This window comes from Streptomyces sp. NPDC059679 (assembly GCF_042734105.1).
Classification (GTDB): domain Bacteria; phylum Actinomycetota; class Actinomycetes; order Streptomycetales; family Streptomycetaceae; genus Streptomyces.
On sequence record NZ_JBHWES010000001.1, the window covers coordinates 367,282 to 382,006 of the forward strand.

At 69.1% G+C, this 14,725-nt stretch carries 13 protein-coding genes; 6 read left to right on the forward strand and 7 right to left on the reverse strand.

What is annotated here, in order from left to right; translation table 11 throughout:
• Window positions 1-80 precede the first annotated feature (80 nt).
• From ACFV2X_RS01645 to ACFV2X_RS01655, 3 genes are all read right to left on the reverse strand, one after another.
• A complete protein-coding gene (locus tag ACFV2X_RS01645) occupies window positions 81-1,430 on the reverse strand; it encodes an NAD(P)/FAD-dependent oxidoreductase (protein WP_385609931.1) in 1,350 nt (449 codons plus the stop codon).
• Between the two features lie 83 nt (window positions 1,431-1,513).
• On the reverse strand, window positions 1,514-2,143 hold the full coding sequence (locus ACFV2X_RS01650; protein ID WP_385609933.1) for a hypothetical protein: 630 nt from the start codon (window positions 2,141-2,143) through the stop codon (window positions 1,514-1,516).
• A gap of 204 nt (window positions 2,144-2,347) precedes the next feature.
• A complete protein-coding gene (locus ACFV2X_RS01655; RefSeq protein WP_385609935.1) occupies window positions 2,348-3,085 on the reverse strand; it encodes an SDR family oxidoreductase in 738 nt (245 codons plus the stop codon).
• 350 nt (window positions 3,086-3,435) lie between these two features.
• On the opposite strand from ACFV2X_RS01655, the gene ACFV2X_RS01660 reads away from it, so the two are divergent.
• On the forward strand, window positions 3,436-4,359 hold the full coding sequence (locus tag ACFV2X_RS01660) for an RNA polymerase sigma-70 factor (protein ID WP_385609937.1): 924 nt from the start codon (window positions 3,436-3,438) through the stop codon (window positions 4,357-4,359).
• A gap of 95 nt (window positions 4,360-4,454) precedes the next feature.
• Here the strand turns inward: ACFV2X_RS01660 and ACFV2X_RS01665 are convergent, their stop codons facing one another.
• A complete protein-coding gene (locus ACFV2X_RS01665; RefSeq protein ID WP_385609939.1) occupies window positions 4,455-5,129 on the reverse strand; it encodes an HAD family hydrolase in 675 nt (224 codons plus the stop codon).
• A 303-nt stretch (window positions 5,130-5,432) separates the two neighbouring features.
• Here ACFV2X_RS01665 and tkt point away from each other — a divergent pair, with 303 nt between their 5' ends.
• The 4 genes from tkt to zwf all read left to right on the forward strand — a co-directional run bounded on the left by tkt (window position 5,433) and on the right by zwf (window position 11,672).
• Window positions 5,433-7,481 carry a transketolase gene (gene tkt, locus ACFV2X_RS01670; RefSeq protein ID WP_385610378.1) on the forward strand — a complete coding sequence of 683 codons (2,049 nt, stop codon included), beginning with the start codon at window positions 5,433-5,435 and terminating at the stop codon, window positions 7,479-7,481.
• Between the two features lie 13 nt (window positions 7,482-7,494).
• Window positions 7,495-9,123, forward strand: coding sequence for a glucose-6-phosphate isomerase (pgi, locus tag ACFV2X_RS01675; RefSeq protein WP_385609941.1), 1,629 nt, complete (start codon window positions 7,495-7,497; stop codon window positions 9,121-9,123).
• A gap of 72 nt (window positions 9,124-9,195) precedes the next feature.
• Window positions 9,196-10,230, forward strand: a complete 1,035-nt coding sequence (gene gnd, locus ACFV2X_RS01680; protein WP_385609943.1) for a phosphogluconate dehydrogenase (NAD(+)-dependent, decarboxylating) — start codon at window positions 9,196-9,198, stop codon at window positions 10,228-10,230.
• Window positions 10,227-11,672, forward strand: coding sequence for a glucose-6-phosphate dehydrogenase (gene zwf, locus ACFV2X_RS01685; protein ID WP_385609945.1), 1,446 nt, complete (start codon window positions 10,227-10,229; stop codon window positions 11,670-11,672). Before gnd ends, zwf begins: the two co-directional genes overlap by 4 nt.
• Here zwf and ACFV2X_RS01690 read toward each other — a convergent pair.
• A complete protein-coding gene (locus tag ACFV2X_RS01690; RefSeq protein WP_385609947.1) occupies window positions 11,586-12,317 on the reverse strand; it encodes a zinc-binding dehydrogenase in 732 nt (243 codons plus the stop codon). The genes zwf and ACFV2X_RS01690 overlap by 87 nt on opposite strands.
• 10 nt (window positions 12,318-12,327) lie before the next feature.
• Window positions 12,328-12,507: a hypothetical protein gene (locus ACFV2X_RS01695; protein WP_385609949.1), complete on the reverse strand. Its 180-nt coding sequence runs from the start codon at window positions 12,505-12,507 to the stop codon at window positions 12,328-12,330.
• Window positions 12,508-12,811: 304 nt separating this feature from the next.
• Here ACFV2X_RS01695 and ACFV2X_RS01700 point away from each other — a divergent pair, with 304 nt between their 5' ends.
• Window positions 12,812-14,110 carry an SGNH/GDSL hydrolase family protein gene (locus ACFV2X_RS01700; protein ID WP_385610381.1) on the forward strand — a complete coding sequence of 433 codons (1,299 nt, stop codon included), beginning with the start codon at window positions 12,812-12,814 and terminating at the stop codon, window positions 14,108-14,110.
• Window positions 14,111-14,186: 76 nt separating this feature from the next.
• On the opposite strand, the gene ACFV2X_RS01705 is transcribed toward ACFV2X_RS01700, so the two are convergent.
• On the reverse strand, window positions 14,187-14,702 hold the full coding sequence (locus ACFV2X_RS01705; protein WP_385610384.1) for a DUF6328 family protein: 516 nt from the start codon (window positions 14,700-14,702) through the stop codon (window positions 14,187-14,189).
• Between the last annotated feature and the right edge of the window lie 23 nt (window positions 14,703-14,725).

A 14,725-nucleotide genomic window follows, 5' to 3' on the forward strand; every position in this document is an offset into this window, starting at 1 on the left:
AACCGCGTCGGCCCGGTCCTCGGCAGGCTTCGTACGCCGCCGGGCCGGGCCGACACACGGCACTCAGGTCTGCCCCAGGATCACCGAGCCTTTGCCTCGGCAGGCTCGTCACTGCTACGGGGGTTGCCCCGGGATACGAAGGCTTCCCGGGGGCGCTGCACCGAGGCCAGCGAGACGATGTCCCGCCCGTAGAGGGCGGCGGTGAGCCAGACGGCGAGGACGCGGACCTTGCGTTCCCACGTCGGCACGGCGAGCACATGGTAGCCGCGGTGCATGAGCCAGGCCGGCAAGCCCTTGATGACGAGGCGCCGGTACTGGAAGATGCCCCGCCCCATACCCAGCGTGGCCACCACGCCCAGGCTGTGGTGGACGTAGTTCTTGGTCCTCCGCCCGTGCAACGTCGCCACGATGTTCTTCGCCAGGCGCTTGCCCTGCCGTACGGCGTGCTGGGCGTTGGGCACAGTATGTGCTCCCGGCCGTCCCACCGCGAGGTCCGGTACGGCGGCGTCGTCGCCCGCGGCCCATACGTCCGGCACCACCTCCGCGTCCGTACCCACGCGCAGGTCGGCCCGTACGACGAGCAGACCACGCTCATCGACCGGAAGGTCGGTGTGGTTGTGGACGATGGGGTTCGACGCGTTGCCGGCGGCCCAGACGATCAGGCCCGACTCGTACTCCTGCCCGTTGGAGAGCACGACATGGCCGTCCTCGGCCGAGACGAGCTGGGTGTTCAGATGCACCTTCGCCCCTCGCCGCTCCAAGGACCGGACCACCCAGGCACCGGGTTCATCGGTGACCTCGGGAAGGATTCGGCCGCGCGCCTCGACCAGGTGGAAGTCGAGCTCTTGGGCGTCGAGTTCCGGGTAGTGCTTCAGCAGCGCGGCCGCCAGGGACAGCAGCTCGCCGAAACCCTCCACACCGGAGAAGCCGCCACCGACGAAGGTGACCGTGAGAAGTTTCCGGCGCTCGGGCCCGCGTGGCAGTGCGGCTGCCCGGTCGAAGGAGGTCAGCAGCCGGTCACGGACAGCGACGGCCTCTTCGACATGCTTCAGGCCATACGCCTGCTCACTGAGCCCCGGTATCGGGAAGGTGCGGGTGACCGCCCCCGCTGTCACCACGAGCATGTCGTAGTGCAGCTGATAGTCCGGCCCGCGCTCCGGCCGGACGGTGACGGTCCGACCGCTGTTGCGGATCTCCGTCACCGTTCCCGCGATCACCCGGGTACGGCGCAGATGCCGTCGCAGTGACACGGCGGCGTGCCGGGCCTCCACGGACCCCGCCACGACCTCGGGCAGAAACGGCTGGTACGTCATATACGGACGCGGGTCGACGACGGTGACCCGCGCCTCCCCGCGGCGCAGCTTCTTCTCAAGGCCCCACGCTGTGTAAAAGCCCGCGTAACCGCCGCCGACGATCAGGATCTCACGCACGGTGTCCTCTGTTTTCTCTCGGTTCCATCCTTACTGACAGGTCAGAACCGTGCGTTGTGACACCTGCGTGCTCGCGTACGTGATCAGGACGGAGTGGCGCGGTACAGACCGCGCCCCGCGCGCTGGACGCGCGAGGTCGCGACAAGCCGGTCGAGCGTGCTGCGCACGGCGTTGATGCTGCCGGCGTCGGTGTCCCGTCCGAGCGCGGCGGCGACGTCACGCGCGCGGACATCGGCGCCACCGGTGCCCGCGAAGAAGTCCATGATCTGTTCGGTGAGCCTGCCGTACTGCCCGTCCGCCTTCCGATCGCCGCGCTCGCCACGTCGCGCGGTGCGCGTCGGCTTCTGCTGCTTCTGCTGCTTCTGCTGTCCTTCAGGCCGCTGCGGCGGGGCCTCGGGCTCCGCCCGTGCGACCGCGGCACCGTCCGGTGCCGGCGCGGGGCCGGACGGGGTGGTCGGGGCCGTCTCGGTGACCTTTGCCCGTACCGGCTTCGGGACGGCCACACCCGCGGCAGCCTCGCCGGACGCGGGCGTCGCCACCCGCATCAGGTCCTGCAGAGCGTTCAGGGTCGTCCGCACCGAGCCGAGATGCGCCACCACCGCGGCCAGCTCCCGCTCCAGGGCCTGCCGCTGGGCCTCCAGGCGACGCAGCTCCTCCCGCAGGTTCTCTGCGGTGATCTCAATGCTCTGTGCCGTGTGGGCTACCGAGACCATGCGTTCCTCTCATCCACAGACCCTTTACGCTGCCCATCCGCACGTCTCGAACCGTGTGCATGGTGTGTGACAGCCCATCCGGGATACAGAGTAATACGGGTAGTGACCGTCGCCCATTCTTTTGACCGCACAGTGTCGATACAGCACAGTGTCGATGCAGCACAGTGTCGATGCAGCACAGTGTCGATGCAGCACAGTGTGAAATTATCGGGAAGCCAGCCAGTCCGCGTAGCGAGTGGGGGCCAGCCGGGCGTCCTCCTTGCCCGTGAGGACGTCCCCGCGGACCTGTGCGAACATGCCGGCGGTGTCGTCCGTCATGACGGTACGGGCGTCGGAACGGGCCGCGAGGGTGATCCTGCCGAGTTCGTCGAGCGGGAAGACTTCGGGGCCGGCGACGTTGCGGATCCCCCGCAGCGGCGCGCCCGCCGCGACTTCGGCGACCGCGTCGGCGACGTCCCCGGCGGCGATGGGCTGGATCGGAGTGGCGGGCAGACGGACGGTGTTCCCGTCGGTCGTCCAGGACATGGTCGCGTCCATGAACTCCATGAACTGGGTGGCGCGGACGATCGAGTAAGGGATCGACGCGGCGGCGAGCATCTCTTCCTGCATGGCCTTGGCACGGTAGTAGTCCAGTTCGGGCACTTGGTCCACGCCGACGATGGAGAGCACGACGAAGTGGCGGACGCCTGCCTTCTCCGCGGCGGTCAGCAGGTTCTCCATCGACTTCCGGAAGAACACCGCCGAGGCCTCGTCGAAGGTCGGGGAGTTCGTCAGATTGACGACGACGTCGGCATCGGCGACGGCCTCCGCCACCCCTTCCCCCGTGATGACGTCGACTCCCGTCGACTTCGAGTGGGGCACCGCCTCGTGACCGGCTGCATTCAACTTCTTCACGACCTGTGATCCGATCAGCCCGGTACCGCCGATGACTGCGATCTTCATCGCATGACCTCCCATCGAGGAGCTGCATCCGTTTCACCGCTTGTGTACCAACCGAAGCACGCGCACCGCAGGCTCGCACGTCCCATATCTCTCGAGAGCCGGAGCCGCGCGAGCGTCCTGTCCCCTCACGTCCCTCCCCCGCGGCTTGGCACACTATTTCCTGGCTATGTCACGAGGCTTTGGGCTGCCTCGTCTCAGGGGGTGTAAGCCGCTGACGATCACGAAGGAAAACACATCATGGTCAACCGTGGGCGTTACCCTGGCCTGCCGGTGGTCCGGATGATCAGCAAAAAGTGCCCGCGCCCGCGAGTACGACCGGGTGGAAGGGCCTCTGTGGGAGGGGATCCGACGTGAGCAAGGTCGAGGAATTCGAGGAGCTGCGGCCGCTGCTGTTCTCGATCGCGTACCGGATTCTGGGCAGTGTGAGCGAGGCCGAGGACGCGGTGCAGGAGACATGGCTGCGCTTTGACGGCTCGACGACCCGGCCCGCCTCGACCAAGGCCTTTCTGTCGACCACGGTGACACGGATCTCGATCGATGTGCTGCGTTCCGCGCGGGTGCGGCGGGAGGAGTACGTCGGACCGTGGTTCCCCGAGCCGCTGCTGAGCGATCCGTACGAGGACCCGGCGAGGGCGGCGGAGCTAGCCGACTCGGTGTCGATGGCCGCGCTGCTGCTGTTGGAGCGGCTCAGCCCGCTGGAGCGGTCGGTGTTTGTGCTGCGCGAGGTGTTCGCCTTCGGGTTCGACGAGATCGCCGCGGCGGTGGGGCGTTCAGAGGCGGCGTGTCGGCAACTGCTGGTGCGGGCGCGGCGGCATATGGAGGCCGGACGGCCGCGGTTCGAGGCGGACCGGCAGGAGCGGCAGGAACTGGCGACGCGGTTCTTCGACGCCCTCAAGGACGGCGATGTGGGCGGGCTGCAGAATCTGCTGGCCGCCGACGCACAACTGGTCGGCGATGGCGGCGGCAAGGCCCCGCAGCTGGCCAAGGCCATCATGGGCGCGGAGAACGTGGCCCGGGTGCTGGGCACGGTCTTCCCCTTGATGATCCGGATCGACGTGACGTTCGAGCCGCACGAGGTCAACGGCCAGCCCGGTGCCATCTTCCGCGACCGGGACGGCAAGGTGCTCCACACCTTGGCCCTCGATGTGCTCGACGGGCGGATTCAGACCATCCGCACGGTGATCAACCCCGATAAGCTCGGCCACCTCGGGCCGGTCGCCGACGCCTGGGCCGTCGACCGCGAGGTGAAGCAGGCCCGTCGGCAGTCGAACTGACCACGGCAGGTGGCGCGCTCGCCGAGGCCAACAGCGGCCCGGACAACACGCCGGCCGCAATGGGGCTGCTCGGGCGCGCCGTCGAAGCGGGGTTTTCAGATCTGCGGGAACGGTTCGGTCAGCGCCATGAGCACGTGGTCGGCCTGGGCGGCACTCAGCTCCTCGACCGTGTAGTGGCCGCTGGCGACCCCGACCCCGGTCGCGTGTGCCGCGTGCGCGGCCTCGATATCGCGAGGCGTGTCCCCGACCACGTACACCTCGTCGCGGGTCAGACCGCGCCCGTGCAGCCGAGCGGCTTTGGCCATCGCCATGCGGGTGATCTCCGCCCGGTCCGGTGAGTCCGAGCCATAGGCGCCGAAGACGAAGTAGCGGCCGAGCTTGCCCGGTTCCATCTTGATCCTGGCCGCACCTTCCATCGCGCCGGAGATGAGTCCGAGGATGACCCCCGCGTCCGCGATCCGTCGCAGGGTTTCCTCGACGCCGTCCAGCACGCGGTACCCCTTGGAAGCCCAGATGTCCTCCGACAGATGCCACAGATACGCGGCGTACAGCCGGGCCATCTCGTCGTGACTGGGTTCCCGGCCGAGCACGGCATGGAACGTTTCCCGGCCGACCTGCGGATCTGTCTCCCCCGCCGAGGTGTGCTTTCCGATATCGGCGGCTACACCGTGCAACTGATCGAAGGCCCAGGCCCAGCTGCGTCTTCCCGAATCGCCGGTGTGGACCAGGGTTTCGTCGATATCGAAAAGCACTGCCACCGGTCCGGCCATGGCTCGTTCTCCTCCGGTTCGACACCGACCGCGGGGAGCACCGTCGGACGCGGCGGTGGCGCCTGCGATCGCATGTGCTTCCTTCCAGAGTGCGCGATGGATCCGGTGAAGGGCCAAAAGCCGGCCGGTCGCCGGCATCGTCGCCATGCCGCGTGCTGACCCTGGGAGCCCGGCGCCGAGCCGACCTGAGTTGAGGGTGGGTACGGGCAAGCCTAGGCTGGTGAAAGTGGCCGAATGAGAGGGCCCACGCGTGGCCAAGCCTCCAACCCAGGTGCATCGAGAGCACGGAAGGGCGGCGTGGCGATGACCGACCTGGACACGCTGTCGGTGAACACGATCCGCGGACTGTGCATGGACGCGGTCCAGACGGCGAATTCGGGGCACCCAGGCACTCCGATGGGGATGGCACCCGTCGCGTACACCCTCTGGCAGCGGTTTCTGCGCTTCGATCCCGCCGATCCCATCTGGCCGAACCGCGATCGCTTCGTGCTCTCCGAGGGCCATGCCTCCACCCTGCTCTGGTCGCTGCTGTACCTGACCGGTGTTCGCACGGTCGACCCCGACTACGAGGTGCTGGGCCGTCCGGCGGTGACCCTCGACGATCTCAAGTCGTTCCGGCAGCTCGATTCACGCTGCCCGGGCCATCCCGAGTACCGCTGGACCAGCGGCGTCGAGACGACCACCGGCCCGCTCGGGCAGGGTGTCGCCACCTCCGTCGGCATGGCGATCGCCGGCCAGTGGCTGGCGGCGCGGTTCAACCGCGAGGACTTCACGCTTTTCGACTTCGACGTGTACGCGCTCGCCGGGGACGGCTGCATGATGGAGGGCGTCTCCTCCGAGGCGGCCTCGCTGGCCGGACACCTGCAGCTGTCCAACCTGTGCTGGATCTACGACTCCAACCGGGTCACCATCGAGGGCCACACCGACATCACCTTCACCGAGGATGTCGCCGCTCGCTTTCTGGCCTACGGCTGGAACGTGACCACCGTCGCCGACGCCAACGACCTCGACCAGATCAGCCGCGCCTTCCACACCTTCCGCACCGAGGCCGAGCGTCCGACCCTGGTCCTCGTACACAGCCACATCGGCTACGGCTCGCCGGTCGAGGACTCACCGAAGGCACACGGAGCGCCGTTCGGGCCGGAAGGGGTCAGAGCCACCAAGCGTGTTCTCGGCATTCCGCCGGACGCCGACTTCCACATCCCCGACGGTGTGCCCGACTGGTTCGCGCGTGGCATCGGCACGCGGGGCGCGGAGTTGCGCAGCGGCTGGGAGAAGACGTTCGACGCCTACCGCGGCGCACACCCCGATCTCGCCGAGGAGCTGGAGCGGATCCAGCGTCGGCGGCTCCCGGACGGCTGGGAGGACGCGCTGCCCACCTTCCCGGCCGACCCCAAGGGTCTGGCGAGCCGCGATTCGTCGGGCCAGGTGCTGAACTCCGTGGCCACGGCTGTGCCCTGGGTCCTCGGCGGGTCCGCCGATCTGGCGCCGTCGACCAAGACCCGCCTCGTATTCGGCGGAGCGGGCGACTTCCAGCCCGACGACCGGTCCGGGAGCAATCTGCACCTCGGTGTCCGGGAACACGCGGCTGCCGCCGTCGCCAACGGCATGGCGCTGACGAAGCTCCGTCCGTACTGGTCCGGGTTCCTGATCTTCTCCGACTACGCCAAGGCGGCCATCCGCCTCTCCGCGCTGATGGAGATCCCCACCCTGCACATCTTCACCCATGACTCCATCGGGGTCGGCGAGGACGGACCCACGCACCAGCCCGTCGAGCAACTGGCGGGGTTGCGCGCGACGCCCGGGCTGCTCGTCTTCCGGCCCGCCGACGCGAACGAGGTCGTCGAAACGTGGCGCCTGGTCACCGCCCTGCGCAGGGAGCCGGCCGCGATCGTCCTCTCCCGCCAGTCCCTCCCCACCCTGGACCGCGATCGGCTCGGGGCGGCCAGTGGTGTCGCGCGGGGTGCCTACGTCCTGGCGGACGCGTCCCCGGGCGAGCCCGAGGTGATCCTGCTCGCCACCGGCTCCGAGGTGTCGCTGGCCCTGGCCGCACATGACGAACTCGCCGCCGAGGGCATCGCGTCCCGGGTGGTGAGCATGCCGTGCTGGGAGCTGTTCGACCGCCAGCCGCGGGAGTACCGCGATCAGGTGCTGCCGCCCGCGGTGACGGCCAGGGTCGCGGTGGAGAAGGCATCCACGCTCGGCTGGGACCGGTACGTCGGTAGCAGCGGGGCCATCGTCGGCATGCACACCTTCGGCGCCTCCGCACCCCTCAAACAGCTGCTCAACAAGTTCGGATTCACCCCTGAGCGTGTCTCTCAGGTGGCGCGCGAGCTGGTGGCTCCGGGCTGAGGAGGTCCGCGAGATGTCCATCGACTCCCTGCGGCAGAAGCCGTCGTGGAAGGCGCTTGAACAACATCACTCCGAGATCGGAGCGGTCCATCTGCGTGATCTGTTCGCCCAGGACCCGGACCGCGGTGAGCGGCTGTGCGCGGAGGGGGCGGGCCTGTATCTCGACTACTCCAAGAACCGCGTCACCGACGAGACGATGCGGCTGCTCTGCGAGCTCGCCCGGGAGTGCGGTGTGGAAGAGCGCAGGGACTCGATGTTCCGCGGCGAACACATCAACGTCTCGGAAGACCGCCCGGCGCTGCACGTGGCCCTCCGTATGCCACAAGGGAGTTCGCTCGTCGTCGACGGCGCCGATGTCGTCGCCCAGGTCCACTCCGTCCTGGACCGCATGGCCGCGTTCGCCCGGCGCATCCGCTCGGGCGAGTGGAAGGGGCACACCGGAAAGCCGATCAGAAACATCGTCAACGTCGGGATCGGCGGCTCCGACCTCGGTCCTGTCATGGCGTACGAGGCGCTGCGCCACTACACCCGGCGCGATCTGACCTTCCGTTTCGTGTCCAACGTCGACGCGACCGACTTCGTCGAGGCGACCCGCGACCTCTCCCCTGAGGAGACCCTGTTCATCATCTCCTCCAAGACCTTCGGCACGCTGGAAACCCTCACCAACGCCCGTTCGGCGCGCGACTGGGTGGTGGGCGCCCTCGGCAGCGAGGAGGCCGTGGCCCGGCACTTCGTCGCGGTCTCGACCCATGCCCGGCGCGTGGCGGAATTCGGCATCGACACGGCCAACATGTTCGAGTTCTGGGACTGGGTGGGCGGTCGTTATTCGATGGACTCCGCCATCGGTCTGTCCACCATGGTCGCGATCGGGCCCGAGCAGTTCCACGACATGCTGGCGGGCTTCCACGCCATGGACGAACACTTCCGCACGGCCCCGCTCGAGGCGAACCTGCCCGGGCTCATGGGGCTCCTCGCCGTCTGGTACGCGGAGTTCTTCGGCGTCCAGACCATCGGTGTGATGCCGTACGAGCAGTATCTGAAGCGGTTCCCGGCATATCTGCAGCAACTGACCATGGAGTCGAACGGCAAGCATGTGACCCTGGGCGGCACACCGGTCGACTACGACACCGGCCCCGTCTACTGGGGAGAGCCGGGCACCAACGGCCAGCACAGCTTCTACCAGCTCATCCACCAGGGGACCCGGCTGATACCGCTCGATCTGATCGGCTTCGGCAAGAGCCTCAACCCGCTCGGCGACCACCACGACATCCTGTCGTCCAACATCTTCGCGCAGGCCGAAGCGCTCGCCTTCGGGAAGACCGAGCGGGAAGTCCGGGCGGAGGGCACCGCGCCCGAGGTCGTTCCGCACCGCGTCATGGAAGGCAATCGCCCCACCAATGTGCTGCTCGGCGAGGTCCTGACACCTCGGCTGCTCGGCACACTCGTCTCCCTCTACGAGCACAGCGTGTTCACCCAGGGGGTGATCTGGGACATCGACTCCTTCGACCAGTGGGGGGTGGAGCTCGGCAAGGTACTCGCGGCCCGGATCACTCCGGAACTCACCTCCGGCACCGAACCCGAGCTCGCCCACGACTCGTCGTCCAACGCCCTCATCCGTCGCTACCGCGCCCTCAAGCGCTAGGGCCCGTCGCCAGGGCCCGTCCGCCAGGGCCCGTCGCCAGGGCCGTCCCACAACGTCCCGCAGGAGAGCACCATGGCTACCGACACCCCCATGCAGCTCGGCATGATCGGGCTCGGCCGGATGGGCGCGAACCTCGTGCGCCGGCTGATGCGCGACGGCCACCGCTGTGTGGTCCACGACCTCGACGAAAGCGCCGTACGGGAGCTGGAAGGCGAGGGCGCCGTCGCCGCCCGCTCGCTCGGCGACCTGGTGGCGAAGCTGGAGCGGCCACGGGCCGCCTGGCTCATGCTGCCCGCCGCCGTCGTCCAGCCCACCCTCGATCAGCTTGCCGAACTCCTCGACCCGGACGACGCGATCATCGACGGCGGCAACTCGTACTACCGCGATGACATCACCCGCGCCGCGCAGCTCGCTCCCCGCCGTATCCACTATCTGGACTGCGGGACCTCGGGCGGGGTCTGGGGGCTCGACCGCGGATACTGCCTCATGATCGGCGGTGAGCGGGAGCAGGTCGCCCGGCTCGACCCCATCTTCCGGACCATCGCGCCCGGCACCGGCTCCGCCGAGCCGACCCCGAGCAGACGGACCGACGGCACGGCACCCCAGGGCTATCTCCACTGCGGTCCGAGCGGCGCCGGACACTTCGTGAAGATGGTTCACAACGGGGTCGAGTACGGAATGATGGCCTCGATCGCCGAAGGGCTCAGCATCATCGAGCACGCGGACGCCGGACTGCGCAAGCGCACCGCCGACGCCGAGACCACCCCGCTGCGCGAGCCGGAGGCATATCAGTACGAGATCGACGTCGGCGAGGTCGCCGAGGTGTGGCGCCGCGGCTCGGTCGTGGGCTCCTGGCTCGTCGACCTCACCGCCGACGCCCTCGCCCGTTCCCCCAAGCTGGAGGATTTCGCCGGGCACGTCTCGGACTCCGGCGAAGGCCGTTGGACCGTACGGGCGGCGATCGACGAAGGCGTACCCACCCCTGTGATCGCCACGGCGCTCACCGACCGGTTCGAGTCCCGCGGTCTGGGCGAGTTCGGCGACCGGGTCCTGTCCGCCATGCGCAGTGAGTTCGGCGGACACGCCGAGAAGCGGAGCCGGCCATGACCACCCGACCGGACAACCACGTCATCGTGCTCTTCGGCGCCTCCGGCGACCTCGCCAGGCGCAAACTCCTCCCCGGGCTGTACCACCTCGCCGCGGCGGGCCTCCTCCCGGACGGTTACCGCATCGTGGGCTCGTCCCGTGCCAAGTCCGCGCTGAGCGACGACGCCTTCCGCGCCCTGGCGCACGACGCGGTCACCACCTTCGGACGGTCCGAGCCGTCCGGGCCGGTGTGGCAGTCCTTCGCGGACTCGCTGTCGTACGGCGCGGCCGACGCCCAGGATCCCGGGCCGCTGCTCGCCGCCGTACGGGCGGCCGAGGACTCCCTCGGCGGGCAGCCGAGCAGGCTGTTCCATCTGGCCATTCCGCCCTCCGCGTTCGCATCCACGATCGGAATGCTCGGCGATACGAACCTGGCGGAGAACGGGAAAGTGATCGTGGAGAAGCCCTTCGGCACCGATCTCGCTTCAGCGCGGGCGCTCAACGAGACGATCCACGCCGTCTTCGACGAATCCCGGGTCTTCCGCATCGACCATTTCCTCGGCAAGGAATCGGTGGACAACATCCTCGCCTTCCGGTTCGCCAACGGCCTGTTCGAACCGATCTGGAACCGGGACCACATCAGCTATGTGCAGATCGACGTCCCCGAAACGCTCGGCCTCGAGGGCCGTGCCCACTTCTACGAAGGGACCGGGGCCTTCCGGGACATGATCGTCACCCATCTCATCCAGGTGCTCGGCATCGTGGCGATGGAACCACCGGTCTCGCTCGCCGCCCAGCCGCTCCAGGACGAGAAGGCCAAGGTCTTCGAGGCGCTGCGCCCCATCGAACCCGGGCAGGTCGTACGCGGCCAGTACGAGGGCTACCGCGACGAGGCAGGTGTCGCCCCCGATTCGCAGACCGAGACGTTCACCGCGCTGCGGCTGGAGGTGGACAACTGGCGGTGGGCCGGCGTCCCGTTCCACCTGCGCTCCGGCAAGAACCTCGCCCAGGGCCGCGAGGTGATCACCCTGGGCCTGCGCGAGCCGCCCCTGCGGATGTTCCCCGACCTCGGCCAACAGGACACGTACCAGGGCAACAGGATAGTGATCGATTTCAAGGACCCCGGGTGGATCGCCGCCACCTTCCTCGCGAAGGAGCCCGGCCCCACCATGCGACTCGGACCGGCGACGATGACCTTCCGCTACGGCGGCTCCTTCTGCGAGAGGCACGGACTCGAGGGCTACGAACGGTTGATTCTGGACGCCATGCTGGGCGACCGGTCGCTGTTCACCGGGTCCGACGGCATTGAGCACATCTGGGCCGCGTCGACCCCTCTCCTGGAGAACCCGCCGCCGCTACAGCCGTACGCCCCCGGCTCATGGGGCCCCGAACCGGCCATCGACGAACTGATCGCACCACACCAGTGGTATCTGCCGGACGCCGACAAGATCCGACCCGATTGAGTTGACTGCTGGGAGTCGACTGCCGGGAGGAACCGGCCATGACGACGGTCCGGCCCTGCCGGCTGCTCCGCCGGAGCCTCGTACGGTGGCTGTCAGGGGCGGACGAGGACGGGTGCCGACCTTGCCGGGCCGTACCGCGTGTTCGACGGCGTCGGTCAGCTCGCCGAGGCCGTACTCGGCGGCCACGGCGAACTGGTCCTTGAGCCCCAGCGCGACCTGCTGGGCGGTGGCGACGTCCGATGCCCGCCTCTCGGCGGAGGCTTCGGACAGCCACCGGCCGATGTTCTTGCCCTGCAGCGTCAGCGACTTGTTCAGCAGCGCCGACGCGTGCAGTGGGATCGGTTCCTCGGCGATCAGCCCGTAGCTGGCCAGCTTCCCGCCCGGCGTCAGCAGGTCCAGAAGGCTCTCGGCCGGCTTCCCGCCGATCGGGTCGAGGGCCACACTCACCGGCCGGCCAGCGGCCGCCTCGCGGACCGCGTCGGTCCAGCCCGGATGCTCGGTCGAGACGACGGGCACGTCCGGGAACCGCCTGCGCAGCTCGGCGGCGCCGCGGTCGCTGCGGACGACGTTGACGAGCCCGAAGTGGTGGAACCGGGACACGCCCGTCACCAGCCGCCCGACCGATGAGCCCGCGGCGGTCTGCACCAGAACACCGTCAGGACCATGCCCCCGGATACGGGAAGACGGTGACCCGGCCGCCGACCTCCACACCCGGCGCCACCGGTGTTCCCGGGCCGATCGCCGCCACCACGCCGGTGGCTTCCACACCGGCCGGAACCGGCGTTGCGGCCTTCCCCGGGTATGCCTCGACGGCCTGGAGATCGCCGGGGTGCACCGGGAAGGCCGTGTGCGGATGAGCACTTGGCCTGGCTCGGGCGCTGTCGGCTCCGGCTCCTCGACGGTGCGCACCCGACTGGCGAAATGTCCACTTTATTCCGCGGTTGGGGCGGCGAGGCGGCCGAGCAGCCGGGGACCGTGTACCTCAGGCCACGGGTGGGAAGGGTGGGGTGCGTCCACATCATCGTGGCCACCGGTCGGAATCGTGGCCACCGGTCGGGAAAGGATGGTCCGTGCGAAGAATTACGCGAAGACTCGGTCTCTTGGCGGTGGCTGTGCCCGCCGCCGTTCTGCCCATCGTGATGCTGGTGTCCGGCGCCCAGGGTGCCGAGCGGAGCGAGACGCACACCGCACCGGCCGGGGGAAGCGCGGGCGCGCCGCCCGCGGGCACCCACTGGGTGGGCACCTGGGCCGCCATGCCCCAGCTGACCGAGCCGGGAAACATGCCGCCCGCGCCGTACACCCAGGACGGCACGGTCTTTGCCGACAGCACACTCCGGCAGACCGTGCATGTGTCGGTGGGCGGCAGCCATCTGCGGCTGCGCTTCTCCAATGCCTTCGGCGGCGCGCCGCTGCCCATCACCCGCGTCTCCGTGGCCCTTCCCGTGGACGGCAGGGCCGGAGTGAGCGCGATCAGACCGGGCACGTCCCAGCCGGTCACCTTCCACGGACGTGCCTCGACGACCGTGCCGACGGGCGCACAGGTGGTGTCCGACCCGCTGGACTTCAAGCTGGCGGCGGGCTCGAACCTCACCGTGACCGCTTATCTGGCGACGGGCCAGCAGTCGACCGCCATCACCTCCCACCCCGGTTCGCGCACCACCTCGTACATGCTGCGCGGCGACCACGTCGAGGCCACGGACCTGGCGGGGGCTGCCTCGGTCGACCACTGGTACTTCCTGAGCGGTGTGGAGACATGGTCGCCGGCACGGACCCGGGCCACCGCCGTGCTGGGCGACTCGCTCACCGACGGGAGGGGTTCCACCACCAACCAGAACGACCGGTGGACGGACCGGCTGATGGCCCGTCTGCGTACGGACCGCAGAACGGCCGACACCGCGGTGCTCAACCAGGCGGCCGGCGGGAACCGGGTGCTCACGGATGGGTTGGGTCCGGGCGGCCTCTCCCGTGTGGACCGTGACGTCCTGGTACAGCCCGGCGTCACCTCTCTGATCGTCTTCGAAGGCGTCAACGACATCGGAACCGCCCCTGCCACCCCCGACGCCCAGAAGGACGTCGCGGACCGGCTCATCGCCGCCTACGACCAGATCATCATGCGCGCCCACGCGCAGGGTATCCGCGTCTACGGGGCCACCATCACACCGTTCGGCGGCAACCGCGACTACGACGACGCGGCGGGCCACCGCGAGGCGACACGGCAGCGGGTCAATGACTGGATACGTACCAGCGGCCGCTTCGACGCGGTCGTGGACCTGGACAGGGCGGCCCGGGACACGGACGATCCACGGCGCCTCCGTCCGGAACTCGACGTGGGTGACCATCTGCACTTCAACCCCGAGGGCTATCGCGTGCTCGGCGATGCCTTCCCCCTGGACCTCTTTGTGAACCGGCCGCTGCCGCCCGGCTTCGGCTACAACTGATCCGGCGATCGGCGCCCCATCGCAAGGCGGCGGGGCCGAGGCGTCGTCGGCCCCGCCCCGACGGCTTCGCGCCTGTTCAGCGCTCCTCGCGGTGCCGGTGACAGAGCCAGACCGCGGGGGCGATCCAGCAGCCCACGAACCACACCAGGGCCGCGACCGTCACCCAGGCCGCGGTGACATCGGCCACCACGACGCGCAGGATCAGCAGCAGCGCCGAGACCACCGTGCACAGCAGCAGCACCAGCCCGGCCACGGTGAAGCGGGCCGCGATATGCACCGTCTCCGGCTTCAGCCGACGCCCGGTGACGATCCGGTGCAAGGAGACCGGTGCGATGAGCGCGCCGGTGGCCGCCGCGCCCAGGAGCACGGTCACGATGTAGATGGTCCGATCAGCATGCCCCAGGCTCTGGAAGCGTGGAGTGAAGGCGACCGTGAGCAGAAAGGCGAACAGGATCTGCATGCCCGTCTGCGTCACCCTCACTTCCTGCAGCAACTCGGCCCATTTGCGATCGGCCTGCTCTTCCCGGGTCTCCTCGCGACCGGACGGTGCCGCGCGGCCGTCGCGCCTCTGCGCCTCGTCGTCGTCATGCATCACCATGCCTCCTTCGCGATGCG

Coding starts and splice junctions, on each gene's coding strand:
- ACFV2X_RS01650 (WP_385609933.1), bottom strand. CDS start 2,143: ATGGTCTCGGTAGCCCACACGGCACAGAGCATTGAGATCACCGCAGAG.
- ACFV2X_RS01655 (WP_385609935.1), bottom strand. CDS start 3,085: ATGAAGATCGCAGTCATCGGCGGTACCGGGCTGATCGGATCACAGGTC.
- ACFV2X_RS01665 (WP_385609939.1), bottom strand. CDS start 5,129: ATGGCCGGACCGGTGGCAGTGCTTTTCGATATCGACGAAACCCTGGTC.
- tkt (WP_385610378.1), top strand. CDS start 5,433: ATGACCGACCTGGACACGCTGTCGGTGAACACGATCCGCGGACTGTGC.
- pgi (WP_385609941.1), top strand. CDS start 7,495: ATGTCCATCGACTCCCTGCGGCAGAAGCCGTCGTGGAAGGCGCTTGAA.
- gnd (WP_385609943.1), top strand. CDS start 9,196: ATGGCTACCGACACCCCCATGCAGCTCGGCATGATCGGGCTCGGCCGG.
- zwf (WP_385609945.1), top strand. CDS start 10,227: ATGACCACCCGACCGGACAACCACGTCATCGTGCTCTTCGGCGCCTCC.
- ACFV2X_RS01700 (WP_385610381.1), top strand. CDS start 12,812: ATGCTGGTGTCCGGCGCCCAGGGTGCCGAGCGGAGCGAGACGCACACC.
- ACFV2X_RS01705 (WP_385610384.1), bottom strand. CDS start 14,702: ATGCATGACGACGACGAGGCGCAGAGGCGCGACGGCCGCGCGGCACCG.